Source organism: Citrobacter sp. CFNIH10 (genome assembly GCF_002934585.1).
In the GTDB taxonomy this organism is placed as follows: Bacteria; Pseudomonadota; Gammaproteobacteria; order Enterobacterales; family Enterobacteriaceae; genus Citrobacter_A; species Citrobacter_A amalonaticus.
This window is the reverse complement of sequence record NZ_CP026216.1, coordinates 1,378,574-1,392,554: the sequence shown is the minus strand read 5'-3', so window position 1 is coordinate 1,392,554 and position 13,981 is coordinate 1,378,574. Positions and strand designations below refer to the sequence as shown.

The 13,981-nt window shown below is 53.2% G+C and carries 12 protein-coding genes; 6 read left to right on the top strand and 6 right to left on the bottom strand.

Annotated elements, in window-relative coordinates; all coding sequences use genetic code 11:
• Positions 1–3: 3 nt before the first annotated feature.
• The 5 genes from wzzE to trxA all read right to left on the bottom strand — a co-directional run bounded on the left by wzzE (position 4) and on the right by trxA (position 4,333).
• A complete protein-coding gene (gene wzzE, locus C2U53_RS10140) occupies positions 4–1,050 on the bottom strand; it encodes an ECA polysaccharide chain length modulation protein (protein ID WP_042998789.1) in 1,047 nt (348 codons plus the stop codon).
• Between the two features lie 11 nt (positions 1,051–1,061).
• A complete protein-coding gene (gene wecA / locus C2U53_RS10135; RefSeq protein WP_042998788.1) occupies positions 1,062–2,165 on the bottom strand; it encodes a UDP-N-acetylglucosamine--undecaprenyl-phosphate N-acetylglucosaminephosphotransferase in 1,104 nt (367 codons plus the stop codon).
• A gap of 238 nt (positions 2,166–2,403) precedes the next feature.
• Positions 2,404–3,663 carry a transcription termination factor Rho gene (rho, locus tag C2U53_RS10125; protein WP_002437993.1) on the bottom strand — a complete coding sequence of 420 codons (1,260 nt, stop codon included), beginning with the start codon at positions 3,661–3,663 and terminating at the stop codon, positions 2,404–2,406.
• 87 nt (positions 3,664–3,750) lie between these two features.
• Positions 3,751–3,870 carry a rho operon leader peptide gene (locus C2U53_RS10120; RefSeq protein ID WP_071887707.1) on the bottom strand — a complete coding sequence of 40 codons (120 nt, stop codon included), beginning with the start codon at positions 3,868–3,870 and terminating at the stop codon, positions 3,751–3,753.
• Positions 3,871–4,003: 133 nt separating this feature from the next.
• Positions 4,004–4,333: a thioredoxin TrxA gene (gene trxA, locus C2U53_RS10115; protein WP_001280776.1), complete on the bottom strand. Its 330-nt coding sequence runs from the start codon at positions 4,331–4,333 to the stop codon at positions 4,004–4,006.
• A gap of 239 nt (positions 4,334–4,572) precedes the next feature.
• Here trxA and rhlB point away from each other — a divergent pair, with 239 nt between their 5' ends.
• Together rhlB and gppA are read left to right on the top strand one after the other, a co-directional pair.
• On the top strand, positions 4,573–5,841 hold the full coding sequence (gene rhlB, locus C2U53_RS10110; protein ID WP_042998787.1) for an ATP-dependent RNA helicase RhlB: 1,269 nt from the start codon (positions 4,573–4,575) through the stop codon (positions 5,839–5,841).
• 132 nt (positions 5,842–5,973) lie between these two features.
• A complete protein-coding gene (gene gppA / locus C2U53_RS10100) occupies positions 5,974–7,458 on the top strand; it encodes a guanosine-5'-triphosphate,3'-diphosphate diphosphatase (protein WP_042998786.1) in 1,485 nt (494 codons plus the stop codon).
• Positions 7,459–7,502: 44 nt separating this feature from the next.
• Here the strand turns inward: gppA and rep are convergent, their stop codons facing one another.
• Positions 7,503–9,527 carry a DNA helicase Rep gene (gene rep, locus C2U53_RS10095; RefSeq protein ID WP_042998785.1) on the bottom strand — a complete coding sequence of 675 codons (2,025 nt, stop codon included), beginning with the start codon at positions 9,525–9,527 and terminating at the stop codon, positions 7,503–7,505.
• 381 nt (positions 9,528–9,908) lie between these two features.
• Here rep and C2U53_RS10090 point away from each other — a divergent pair, with 381 nt between their 5' ends.
• From C2U53_RS10090 to ppiC, 4 genes are all read left to right on the top strand, one after another.
• The gene (locus C2U53_RS10090; protein WP_042998784.1) at positions 9,909–11,048 is read left to right on the top strand and encodes a sugar diacid recognition domain-containing protein; all 1,140 of its coding nucleotides are present in this window, start codon (positions 9,909–9,911) and stop codon (positions 11,046–11,048) included.
• 119 nt (positions 11,049–11,167) lie between these two features.
• Complete coding sequence (locus tag C2U53_RS10085; protein WP_042998783.1) at positions 11,168–12,436, top strand: GntP family permease; 1,269 nt, start codon at positions 11,168–11,170, stop codon at positions 12,434–12,436.
• 7 nt (positions 12,437–12,443) lie between these two features.
• Positions 12,444–13,589 (top strand): glycerate kinase, encoded by a 1,146-nt coding sequence (locus C2U53_RS10080; RefSeq protein WP_042998782.1) that lies wholly within the window; start codon positions 12,444–12,446, stop codon positions 13,587–13,589.
• A 101-nt stretch (positions 13,590–13,690) separates the two neighbouring features.
• Positions 13,691–13,972, top strand: coding sequence for a peptidylprolyl isomerase PpiC (ppiC, locus tag C2U53_RS10075; protein ID WP_001140251.1), 282 nt, complete (start codon positions 13,691–13,693; stop codon positions 13,970–13,972).
• Positions 13,973–13,981 lie beyond the last annotated feature (9 nt).

Genomic DNA, 13,981 nt, shown 5'->3' with positions numbered 1-13,981 from the left:
GTGCTAAATCGTGCGGCGGCGGGTTAACGCAACACCTGCGCCGATAAGCCCCCCCACGATGCCCCACATCACCATCAGGAAGGCACGGCGCGGGCTATCGCGTTTTACCGGTTCTTCCGGTGTACGCAAATAGCGATAGGTCTGAAAACGCGGGTCCAGCGTGGGGCCCACATTCAATGTATTTAGCATGGCTCGATTCTGGAAGTAGTCCAGATCGAAAGAGGGGCCGACCGCCTGTAAATTTTCAAGGCGTGCCTGGAGCATGGGACGTCCGAGCAGAAACAGCTCCGAATCCGGTAATTCATCCGCTGGCACATCGGTCGCACTGCGGGAGATATTGTGCTGTTCAGCGATTTTAAGCGCCTGTTCAATACTGCTCACGCGGCGGGAGAAAATTGCTTTCGCCACCTCTTCCTGACGTTTGACCTGCGCCTTCATTTGCACGGTCCGCGCGGCCCACGCGCCTTTCAGTTCTTCATTGAGATGGCTTGCCGCACGCTGGCTGGAGAACGCCACATACTGACGCAGCAGATTGTTCGCATCAGGTGCGGTTTCGGCAATCAGCTTGACGCTGTCGTTAATGGCACGGGCAAAATCACCGGGAGTGAACTGAATGTTGTTGATCATCTCATCCAGCATGGCGGCATCGGCCTTGCTGTTGCCAACCATCCGCTGCTTGTAATAGTCAGTTTGCAGCCAGAAGTCGCGACGCGTATCCCAGGAGGCCAGTTGCATCACAAACTCTTTATAGGCTTCGTCCATGACCGAAGGTTGATCACCTGACGCGTTGTCCGCTTTCGCATCCAGATTCCGCAAAAACTGCTGTTGGGAATAGTAACCCCCCAGCATATTCACCGTGGGGCGATCGGAGATCGCGGTCGCGCTCCACTCCTGACGAGCAAAAAAAGTATACGCCAGCGCGATCAGCGCGAATAACAGCGCGATACCGACAATCCACACCTTCCCGGCCCATAAGGTACGAAACAACCCACGAATATCCAGTTCATTTTCAGCGCTCACAACGTGTGCCCCCGGTAATGGTTGAGTCATCGCACCCTCATTTACTTGGTTAATTTTGGATTGTTATCACGGTTTCTTCGTAATCTGCGCTTCATGCGCTTAATGAACCTCGCCACCTTCCAGGCACGTTTAATGCAGTAACCGTAGAGGAAGAATGCTAGCAAAAAGAGCACCAGCATGACCCATTCCGGGACAAAATGAGAATATTCCGCCAGCACGCCAATCGAGGCCAGTATTGCGGCGGCTAGCGTGATCAGGACAAACGCCTGACGTGAAGTAAACCCTGCACGCATGATCAAATGATGAATATGCTGACGGTCTGGCGAGAACGGGCTCATCCCTTTACGCAGACGACGATACATGATGGCCACCATGTCCATCAGCGGAATGGCGATGATCCATAGCGCGGTAACCGGGCTTATCGGGTGCGTTTTACCCTGGGTAGTTTCAAGCAGGATCCAGATAACGGTAAAACCAATCAGCGTACTGCCAGCGTCACCCATAAATACTTTATAGCGACGGCCAAGCGCACCGAGGTTCAACAGGATATAGGGCAGGATGGCGGCGATCATGGCAAAGCACCAGATAGCCAGACTGGTCTGTCCATCAAACCACAGAATAAGCCCCATTGCGGCAAATGAGACGCTGGAGAGCCCGCCTAATAAGCCATCGATACCATCCACCATGTTGAAGGCATTGATCGCGGCCCATACGGCGAAGAGCGTGAGGAAATAACCAAACGGGCCGAGCACCATCTCCCACGGGCCAAAGATATAACCGAGGCTGCTGAGATAAAGCTTGCCCACCGCCATCATAATTACGCCGATAGCAGCCTGAATGGTGGCACGTATTTTTACGCTAATATCAAAGCGATCGTCCAGTGCACCGATAAAGACCAGGACACCGGCACAAGCCAGATAGAGAGCAGCGTGGGGGATATAGACATTCACAATGCTAAATGTGAAACAAATCCCCGCATAAACTGAGATGCCCCCAACCAACGGTATCAATCCCTGGTGGCGTTTACGGAAGTTGGGTTTATCCACTAAACCGACCTTTTTTGCGACCTTCCGTGCAAAAAACAGGAACAGTGTCGTGAATAAAAAAATACTGATGAGATCAGTACTGACTGTCAGTAAATTCACAATGCGTGCTCTCAGAGAAAATTATAAGCAGAAGTATAACCACGAAGGCCTGTATTCAGAAGGGAAACTCCACTCCGAACCGTCTGTTTTGTATAATTATTAACCACGTGTCGCACTTGATGGCTGACGCACGTGCAGCGGAGGACAATAACCCCTGATTTGTTAACTTGTCGTTAAGATTACAGACATAAAAGCAAAACGCCACGTAAAAACGTGGCGTTTTCGGCTGAGAGCTCGTTTACGAGCGCTTCATCATGTCGAAGAAGTCGTCGTTAGTTTTGGTCATCGCCAGTTTATTAATGAGGAATTCCATTGCGTCGATTTCGCCCATCGGGTGAATAATCTTGCGCAGGATCCACATTTTCTGCAGCTCTTCCTGAGTGGTGAGCAGCTCTTCTTTACGGGTACCGGAACGGTTGTAGTCGATAGCCGGGAAGACGCGTTTTTCAGCAATCTTACGAGAGAGGTGCAGTTCCATGTTACCGGTGCCTTTAAACTCTTCGTAGATGACTTCATCCATCTTAGAGCCGGTATCGATCAACGCCGTTGCGATGATGGTCAGGCTGCCGCCCTCTTCCACGTTACGCGCCGCACCGAAGAAACGCTTCGGACGATGCAGAGCGTTAGCGTCCACACCACCGGTCAGCACTTTACCGGAAGCCGGAACCACGGTGTTGTATGCACGTGCCAGACGGGTGATGGAGTCGAGCAGAATGATAACGTCTTTTTTGTGTTCAACCAGACGTTTCGCTTTCTCGATCACCATTTCCGCTACCTGAACGTGACGGGATGCCGGTTCGTCGAAGGTAGAAGCAACAACTTCACCTTTCACCAGACGTTGCATCTCGGTCACTTCTTCCGGACGTTCGTCAATCAGCAGCACCATCAACACACAGTCAGGGTGGTTGTAAGCGATGCTCTGCGCAATGTTTTGCAGCAGCATGGTTTTACCGGCTTTCGGCGGTGCGACGATCAGACCACGCTGACCACGACCGATTGGTGAAGCCAGATCCAAAACGCGCGCCGTTAAGTCTTCGGTAGAGCCGTTACCACGTTCCATACGCAGACGAGAGTTTGCGTGCAGCGGGGTTAAGTTTTCGAAGAGAATTTTATTACGGGCGTTTTCCGGTTTGTCGTAGTTAACTTCGTTAACTTTCAGCAGCGCAAAGTAGCGTTCGCCTTCTTTTGGCGGGCGAATCTTACCAGAGATGGTATCACCAGTGCGGAGGTTGAAACGGCGGATTTGGCTGGGGGAAACGTAGATGTCATCAGGACCGGCGAGGTAGGAGCTGTCTGCAGAACGGAGGAAACCAAATCCATCCTGCAATATCTCCAGCACACCGTCACCAAAGATATCTTCGCCACTCTTTGCGTGCTGCTTCAGGATGGCAAAAATAATGTCCTGCTTACGCATACGAGCCAGGTTTTCCAGCCCCATATTTTCGCCGAGAGTGATCAGCTCAGAAACCGGCGTATTCTTTAATTCGGTAAGATTCATAATGGTGTGAGTTCTTAAACTTGGGGTAAATCTCGAACTTAATGTTGTGAATGGTATGGCAGGGTCATCCATGCCTGTTTACGGCCATCAACTCATGTCTGTTCGCTGTCTGGTCACAGGAAAGTACGCAGAACTGAAACGACAAGACGGATTGAATGATAAGCCAGGAATCTGTCCACTTCGCGTGCGAGAAAAAACGGGAAGTATTGGAGTTATCAAGATTCAAACTTAATAAGGTATGTTTAATACGAAGTCAACACTAACTTAGCACGACTCAAGTCGGGCGTCCAGTCATCCGAATCAATTAGGATTCAGGTCGCCCGAACATGAGACGTCCGGCTTACGCCAGGTTCGCGTCGAGGAACTCTTTCAGCTGACCTTTGGACAGTGCGCCCACTTTGGTCGCTGCAACCTCACCGTTCTTGAACAGCAGCAGGGTCGGGATGCCACGGATACCATACTTCGGCGCAGTGCCTGGGTTTTGGTCAATGTTCAGTTTAGCAACCGTCAATTTGCCCTGATATTCGTCAGCGATTTCATCCAGAATCGGGGCGATCATTTTGCACGGTCCGCACCACTCTGCCCAGAAATCAACGAGGATCGCCCCGTCCGCTTTGAGTACATCCGTGTCAAAACTGTCGTCAGTCAGGTGAATAATTTTATCGCTCATATAAACTCCACAGGAATAAGCCTGGTGTGTTGGTGTATACACATCATCCTTTAAGCTGCCTCTTTGTTGGCTTCACTCATCGTCCAGGTCACGTACTCTGTACGTTCTTGTGGACGCGTTCGCTTGCCGCCTCGACGCATCATGAATGATTTGTGTACAGCATTAACCAACTAAAGGTTGACTTTATTTCACCGGATACGCTTTCGTAAAGCAATAGTAAGCTGATATTCTACCACACTATGAGCAAAACACATTTAACAGAACAGAAGTTTTCCGACTTCGCCCTGCACCCAAAGGTTATCGAAGCCCTTGAAAATAAAGGCTTTCACAACTGCACGCCCATTCAGGCCCTCGCACTGCCGCTTACGCTGGCTGGTCGCGATGTTGCAGGGCAGGCGCAAACCGGTACCGGAAAAACGATGGCGTTCCTGACGTCAACGTTTCATTATCTTCTCTCTCATCCCGCGATTGACGATCGCAAGGTGAACCAGCCACGCGCCTTAATTATGGCGCCGACGCGTGAGTTAGCCGTGCAGATCCACGCTGATGCCGAGCCGCTGGCACAGACGACCGGTCTGAAGCTGGGTCTCGCTTACGGCGGTGACGGTTACGACAAACAGCTAAAAGTGCTGGAAAGCGGCGTCGATATTCTCATCGGCACCACGGGTCGTCTGATCGACTACGCGAAACAGAATCACATCAACCTGGGCGCCATCCAGGTGGTGGTCCTCGATGAAGCCGATCGCATGTACGATCTGGGCTTTATTAAAGATATTCGCTGGCTGTTCCGCCGCATGCCGCCGGCCAACCAACGCCTGAACATGTTGTTCTCTGCTACCCTCTCTTACCGCGTGCGTGAACTGGCGTTCGAACAGATGAACAACGCCGAATACGTTGAAGTCGAGCCGGAACAAAAAACGGGTCACCGTATTAAAGAAGAGCTTTTCTATCCGTCTAACGAAGAGAAAATGCGCTTACTGCAAACGCTGATCGAAGAAGAGTGGCCGGATCGCGCCATCATCTTCGCGAACACCAAACACCGCTGCGAAGATATCTGGGGTCATCTTGCCGCCGATGGTCATCGCGTTGGTTTGCTGACTGGCGATGTGGCGCAGAAAAAACGTCTGCGTATTCTCGACGAATTTACCCGTGGCGATCTGGATATTCTGGTCGCAACCGACGTTGCCGCGCGCGGCCTGCACATTCCTGCCGTGACGCACGTATTTAACTACGATCTGCCGGACGATTGCGAAGACTACGTACACCGCATCGGTCGTACGGGCCGTGCTGGCGCAAGCGGTCACTCGATCAGCCTGGCCTGTGAAGAGTACGCCCTGAACCTACCTGCGATTGAAACCTACATTGGTCACTCGATTCCGGTGAGTAAATACAACCCGGAAGCGTTGATGAACAATCTGCCGAAGCCGCTGCGCCTGACGCGTACGCGCCCTGGCAATGGCCCGCGCCGCTCTGGCGGTGCTCCGCGTAATCGTCGTCGTTCAGGTTAAAAAAGTTATGCCATACACAACATCATTCAGCCTGTATCAGGGCGGCAAGAAAACGAATCCTGATGAGCTTACTTTCAGTGATTCGGGTGAAAAAACGCAGCCAGCACAGATACCGGTTGAAGGATGAAGTGTATGAATTCTACCTCGTTGTACGCCGCTATCGATCTCGGTTCCAATAGTTTTCATATGCTGGTCGTACGCGAGGTAGCGGGCAGCATCCAGACGCTCACGCGCATTAAACGCAAAGTGCGTCTGGCCGCCGGTCTGAACAGCAACAATGTCCTTTCTGCTGAAGCAATGGAACGCGGCTGGCAATGCCTGCGTCTGTTTGCCGAGCGCCTTCAGGATATTCCGCAGCCGCAAATTCGCGTGGTCGCTACGGCTACGTTACGTATCGCGGTAAACGCCAGCGAGTTTATCGCTAAAGCGCAGGAAATCCTCGGTTGTCCGGTTCAGGTCATCAGCGGTGAAGAAGAAGCGCGCCTGATTTATCAGGGCGTGGCGCACACCACTGGCGGAGCGGATCAGCGTCTGGTCGTCGATATCGGCGGCGCCAGCACCGAACTGGTCACCGGAACAGGTGCGCAAACCACCTCCCTGTTCAGCCTGTCAATGGGCTGCGTCACCTGGCTCGAACGCTACTTTACCGATCGCAATCTGGCACAAGAGAATTTCGACGAAGCGGAAAAAGCGGCGCGCGATGTGCTGCGCCCGGTCGCCGATGAACTTCGCTATCACGGCTGGAAAGTCTGCGTCGGTGCCTCCGGTACCGTTCAGGCGTTGCAGGAAATCATGATGGCGCAGGGGATGGATGAGCGCATCACGCTGGCGAAACTGCAGCAGTTGAAACAGCGGGCGATTCACTGCGGTCGTCTGGAAGAGCTTGAAATTGAAGGCTTAACCCTGGAACGAGCGCTGGTGTTCCCCAGCGGGTTGGCTATTCTTATCGCCATCTTCACCGAACTCAATATTCAGTGTATGACCCTGGCCGGTGGGGCATTACGTGAAGGGCTGGTCTACGGGATGCTGCATCTTGCGGTGGATCAGGATATTCGCAGCCGCACGCTGCGTAATATTCAGCGCCGGTTTATGGTGGATACCGAACAGGCGCATCGCGTTGCGAATCTGGCGGTGAGTTTTCTCGATCAGGTAGAAAATGAGTGGCATCTTGAGCCGATCAGCCGCGAACTGCTGATCAGCGCCTGCCAGCTGCACGAGATAGGCCTGAGCGTTGATTTTAAGCAAGCGCCTCAGCATGCCGCCTATCTGGTCCGTAATCTGGATCTGCCGGGCTTCACGCCCGCACAGAAAAAACTGCTCGCCACGCTATTGTTAAATCAGACCAACCCGGTCGATCTCTCGTCGTTGCATCAGCAAAATGCCGTACCGCCGCGTGTGGCGGAGCATCTTTGTCGTCTGCTCAGACTGGCGATTATCTTCGCCAGCCGCCGTCGTGACGATCTGGTGCCAGCTATTACGCTACAGGCATCGAATGAAATTCTCACCCTGGCGCTACCGCCGGACTGGCTGGAACAACATCCGCTGGGGAAAGAGTTGATTGAACAAGAAAGCCAGTGGCAGAGCTATGTCCACTGGCCTTTAGCAGTGCGTGAATGATTCACTGCCGGAGGGCGGCGTAAATGCCTAATCCGGCCTCCAGCCTACGATTTCTCTCTTTTCGCCGCCATCATCGCTTTCAGATTCGCCAGATGGCTTTGCCCTTTCTGCATTCGCTCTTCAGCACTCACCACTTTACGCTCCTGCTCCCAGATCAGATCGTCCTGCGGTAACTCCAGCAGGAAGCGGCTCGGCTCCGGACGCACCAGTTCACCGTACTGACGTCGCTCTTTACACAACGTAAAAATCAGCTCTTTCTGCGCGCGGGTGATGCCGACATAAGCCAGGCGGCGCTCTTCATCAATGTTGTCTTCATCGATGCTGCTCTGGTGTGGCAGGAAGCCTTCTTCCATACCCACCATAAACACATACGGGAACTCCAGCCCTTTCGAGGCATGCAGCGTCATCAATTGCACCTGATCCAGCTCTTCCTCACTCTCGCCGCGCTCCATCATGTCACGTAGCGTGAAGCGGGTGACAACCTGAGTGAGCGTCATCGGCTCATCCAGTTCGCTGCCTTCCAGCATTTCGGTCATCCAGCTAAACAGCTGGTTGACGTTTTTCATGCGCATTTCAGCGGCTTTTGGGCTGGGCGACGTTTCGTAAAGCCATGATTCGTAATCAATTCCGTGGATGAGCTCGCGAACAGCGGCAATCGGCTCACGTTCTGCCAACCGCTGAACCTCGCCCAGCCAGTGGGTAAAACGGGTGAGCGAGTCATAGCCGCGCCCGGTGAGCGTCTGGCTAAGCCCCAGATCAAAACTGGCGGTAAACAGGCTTTTGTTCCGCGTCATCGCCCATTCACCCAGCTTTTGCAGCGTGGCGGGGCCGATTTCACGCTTTGGCGTATTCACAATACGCAGGAACGCGCTGTCATCATCCGGATTGGTCAACACCCGCAGATAGGCCAGCAAGTCTTTAATTTCCGGACGCGAGAAGAACGACGTTCCACCGGAGATTTTGTAGGGGATCCGGTTCTGCATGAGGAATTTTTCGAATACTCGCGCCTGGTGGTTGCCGCGATACAGAATGGCGTAATCTTTGTATTCCGTTTTATTTACAAAGTGATGGGCGATGAGTTCCCCGGTCACCCGCTCGGCTTCGTGCTCCTCATTATTCGCACTCAGAACTTTGAGTTCCGCGCCATATCCCAGCTCGGAAAAAAGCCGTTTTTCAAAGACGTGCGGGTTATTGGCAATGAGGATGTTCGCCGCCTTCAGGATCCGCCCGGAGGAGCGGTAGTTCTGCTCCAGTTTGATCACCTGTAACGCCGGAAAATCCTGACTTAACAACACCAGGTTTTGCGGACGCGCCCCGCGCCAGGAGTAAATCGACTGATCGTCGTCCCCTACGACGGTGAATCGCGCCCGGTTTCCCACCAGCAATTTCACCAGTTCGTACTGACTGGTGTTGGTGTCCTGATATTCATCCACCAGCAGATAGCGAATCTTGTTCTGCCAGCGCTCACGCACCTCTTCATTACGTTGCAACAGCAGCGTCGGTAGCAGAATCAAATCATCAAAGTCGAGGACATTGCAGGCTTTCATATGCGCGTCGTACAGCCCGTAGCAGTGCGCAAAGATACGATCGCGCTCGCCTTTCGCACCAGCGGCCGCCTGTGCGGGCGTTTTGAGATCGTTCTTCCAGTTCGAGATCGTCGAGATCAACTGTTGCAGTATCACTTTGTCGTCTTCAATCAGCCCTTCCGTCAGATCTTTGAGCAGTGCAACCTGGTCCGTGTCATCAAACAGCGAAAAATTCGACTTCATCCCCAGCGCGGCGTATTCGCGTTTAATCACCTCCAGCCCTAGCGTATGGAAAGTGGAGATCATCAACCCACGCGCTTCTTTGCGTCCCAGCGTCTGTCCGACACGCTCTTTCATCTCACGCGCCGCTTTATTAGTAAAAGTTACCGCCGCAATGTGTCGCGCCTGGTAGCCGCAACCACGGATTAGGTGAGCGATCTTGTTGGTGATCACGCGTGTCTTACCGGAACCCGCCCCCGCCAGCACCAGGCACGGTCCGGTGACGAATTCGACAGCTTGTTGTTGGCCGGGGTTTAAACGCATAGGTAAAAGTGCTCAATCTTCGAACGGGGGACGAATTGTAGCAGAAAGCGAGGTCGAGATTGAGCTTTCCGTAACCGCGCGTAACGCTGCCTGTGAGGGTAAGTAAGCTTGTGCTGCTGTCCAGATTCTGAACAATCCTGAACGCCGATCACACGGAAAAAATTACACAACGCCTGCACAAGAGGTTTAATTAACATATTGAGTATAAAAGAAAAACAGTAACAATAGTCGGACTAAGCTGCTTTGGCTTGTATAAACCGACAAAAAAGAAGACCGTTCATCCCACTTTCTTTGTTTATTCAACCGAAACATTTCTGAACCAAATACGCTAATAAATCAGGTGCTGCCACGTACCGCACCTCCTCTTATGCTGAGCATACAATGAATAAGATCCAAGCCACTTACTACCTACAAGACTCAACCGCTCGCCAGATAGTCCAACGCACGATGGGGATTATCCCCTATTCGGTTAACGTTATGAACGAGCACGGCATGATCATTGCCTCAGGTGAGGCGTCCCGTTTACATCAGCGCCATGAAGGTGCGGTGCTGGCGTTAACTGAAAACCGGATTGTTGAAATCGATTCGGCGACGGCTGACAAACTCAAAGGTGTGAAGCCCGGTATTAACTTGCCAATAAATTTTCGCGATCAGCTTATCGGCGTACTGGGTATCACCGGAGAGCCGGGTGAGGTGAAGGCTTATGCGCAACTCGTCAAGATGGCGTCGGAACTCATCATTGAACAAATGGCGTTACTTGAACAAAAACAGTGGGATAAACGCTACCGCGAAGAGCTAATCAACCAGCTTATTTTACGCGACCCGCCTCCGTCATCGTTAAGCGCCGTGGTCTCATGGTTAGGCGTTAATCTCCAGCTGCCGCGCGTGGTGCTTATCATGGAATTGCAGCAGCCGGATCGCGATGCGCTACGTACGCTGATGGATTATTTTGAATACAGCGCCCGCGACCATCTGGTGACATTTTCCGACTTTAACGAGCTGATTATCCTCAAACCTGTCACCCTGAAAAATGGGACTCTCAATAAATCGCTGGAGCAGCACGAGTTACAAAAATTTAAGCATTACGCACAGTCCTGCGGCTTTTCACGGCTCATCGTCGGCGGCTATTTTGCGGGAGAAAATGGCCTGCGACGCTCCTATCAGACAGCGAAATCAACCCAGGCGATGGTGAAAAGGCTGAAACTTAAGCATCAGTTTATCTTTCACGATGACTACGCGCTGGCCTCATTGCTGGGGGGACTTTCCGGCACCTGGCAAGCGGAAGAGTTATCAAAAATATGGTGCGAGTTGGTTACTCAGGACAGCAAAGGCGTCATGCAAAAAACATTGGAGCACTATTTCGAACATAATTGTGATCTTTCGCAAACTGCCACCAGTCTGCATATTCACGTAAACACCCTGCGCTATCGACTGCAACGCGTTGAAGAGATAACGGGAATAAAAATCAACAACTTGAAACAACTCCTTTGGTTGTACATTGGCATGGAGCTGCAGCGGTAGTCTGTATTTTCCTCCAAATTTACATCCTGTCAGACGCGTATTTTTTAGCGGATCCTCACAAGGCTATTCCCGGCGGCTTCTCCATACTGCCCCAGTCAATTTAATGGAGAAAGCAGAAGATGGTTTCAATATCCGCAACAGGCGCCATCATCGCACTCGTGGTGGCGATCGTCTTAATATTACGCAAAGTCTCTCCCGCGTACGGCATGATGGTGGGTGCGCTGGTCGGTGGTCTCGTCGGCGGGGCAGACCTGGTCCAGACCGTCACGCTGATGGTCACGGGTGCGCAGGGCATCACCAATGCCGTACTGCGCATTCTCGCTGCAGGCGTACTGGCTGGTGTGCTGATCGAATCCGGCGCCGCGAACACAATCGCGGAAACGGTAGTGAAAAAAGTGGGCGAAAGTCGTGCCCTGCTTGCCTTAGCCATTGCCACTATGATTCTGACGGCCGTTGGCGTTTTTATCGATGTCGCGGTGATTACCGTCGCGCCGATTGCGCTTTCGATCGCCAGACGCGCCGGGCTATCAAAACTCGCCATTTTGCTGGCGATGATTGGCGGTGGCAAAGCGGGTAACGTCATGTCACCGAATCCCAATGCCATTGCCGCTTCGGATTCGTTCCATGTCCCGCTCACATCCGTCATGATGGGGGGGATTATTCCCGGATTGTTCGGCCTGGCAATCGCCTATTTTCTGGCGAAGCGTCTGAGCCAAAAAGGCTCGATGGTCACGACGGAAGAGATCATTTCTCAGGACACGCACGGCACACAACCCGGATTTCTGGCGGCCATCAGCGCCCCCCTTGTTGCCATTATTCTGTTAGCGCTGCGTCCTGTGGCGGGCATTGCTATCGATCCGCTCATTGCTCTGCCAGTGGGAGGATTAGTCGGCGCAATCCTGATGGGCCGATTTAAACAAAGTAACGCCTTTATGATGTCCGGGCTGACGCGCATGGCACCTGTCGCCATTATGCTGCTCGGTACCGGCACGCTGGCTGGCATCATTGCCAACTCAGCGTTAAAAGAGGTCCTGATCGACGGATTAACCTCTTCCGGTCTCCCTTCTTATCTCCTGGCCCCCATCTCTGGCGCAATTATGTCGATGGCCACCGCGTCGACAACGGCCGGAACCGCCGTTGCAGCAGGCGTGTTCAGTCAAACGCTGCTGGGACTTGGCGTCTCTGCGCTTGCCGGTGCAGTCATGATTCATGCCGGGGCGACGGTTCTGGATCATCTCCCTCACGGCAGTTTTTTCCACGCCACTGGCGGTAGCGTCAGTATGCAAATCCATGAACGCTTAAAACTTCTGCCTTATGAAACCCTTGTTGGTTTCGTCATCGCATTGATTTCGACACTGCTGTTTGGTGTCTTCGGACTCGCCGGGTAAGCACACAATGAAAATAGTTATCGCACCAGATTCATTTAAAGAAAGTTTGTCTGCCATGCAGGTGGCGACGGCTATCGAACAGGGGTTTCGCGAAATATATCCCGATGCCCAGTATGTCAAACTCCCTATGGCGGACGGCGGCGAAGGCACCGTTGAGTCGATGGTGGAGGCCACTGAGGGCCATTACCACTTTATCGATGTCACAGGCCCTCTGGGAACACCGGTCCAGGCACGCTGGGGAATGCTGGGTGACGGGAAGACGGCGGTGATCGAAATGGCTGCGGCGTCAGGTCTCCACCATGTGCCGCCAGAGCATCGTAACCCACTGCTGACCACCAGCTATGGAACGGGCGAGCTCATCCTTGCCGCACTCGATCGGGGCGTTGAGCACATTATTCTTGGCATTGGCGGCAGCGCGACGAATGACGGAGGCGCGGGCATGCTACAGGCGCTGGGCATCGACCTCCTGGATGAAAAAGGAGACGCGCTTCCCGAAGGCGGCGGTGCGCTCAGTAAACTGGCAACAATCGACACTTCCCACGCCGACCCGCGTCTAAAGACGGTCTCCATCACCGTGGCCTGCGACGTCAACAATCCGCTGTGCGGTCCGACGGGGGCCTCTGCCATTTTCGGCCCACAAAAGGGGGCGACGGAAGCGATGGTTGCAGCGTTAGACGGTGCGCTGGCGGTTTATGGCAAGCGACTACAGGAGTTTACCGGTCGGGATGTAATGAATGCGCCGGGCGCTGGCGCAGCAGGCGGAATGGGAGCCGCATTACTCGGTCTACTGGGCGCTGATTTAAAACCCGGTGTGGAGATTGTGATTAACGCGCTGCAACTGGAGCGCCTGGTAGCCGATGCCAGTCTGGTGATCACCGGAGAAGGTCGCCTCGACAGCCAGAGCATCTGCGGCAAAACGCCGATTGGCGTTGCCCGCTGCGCCAAACGCTATCAAAAACCGGTTATTGCGCTTGCCGGCGGTTTGACCCAGGATCATCAGATTGTTCATGAGCATGGGCTGGATGCCGTTTTCTCTGTGTTGACGCGCATCGCCACGCTACCGGAAGCCTTAGAGGACGCGGAATACAATCTGCGCATTTCGGCTCGTAATATTGCCAGCGTCTGGAAGCTGTCGCAGCAGCAAATTCACTAATCCTATATCCAGGCCAGTCACCAACCGCTGGCCTGGATATTCTTTCCCTCTCCCCACATGCTAAAATCGCCCCCTTCATTTCCCCGACTCAAGGCACGATCATGGCAAAAACCGCAGCAGCACTGCATATCCTTGTTAAAGAAGAGAAACTGGCACTGGATCTTCTGGAGCAGATTAAAAACGGCGCCGACTTCGGCAAACTGGCGAAGAAACATTCCATCTGCCCGTCAGGCAAACGAGGCGGTGACTTAGGCGAATTCCGCCAGGGCCAGATGGTTCCGGCGTTCGATAAAGTGGTCTTTTCCTGCCCGGTGCTGGAACCGACCGGCCCGCTGCACACCCAGTTCGGCTACCACATCATCAAAGTGCTGTACCGTAACTAAGCAAAAGCC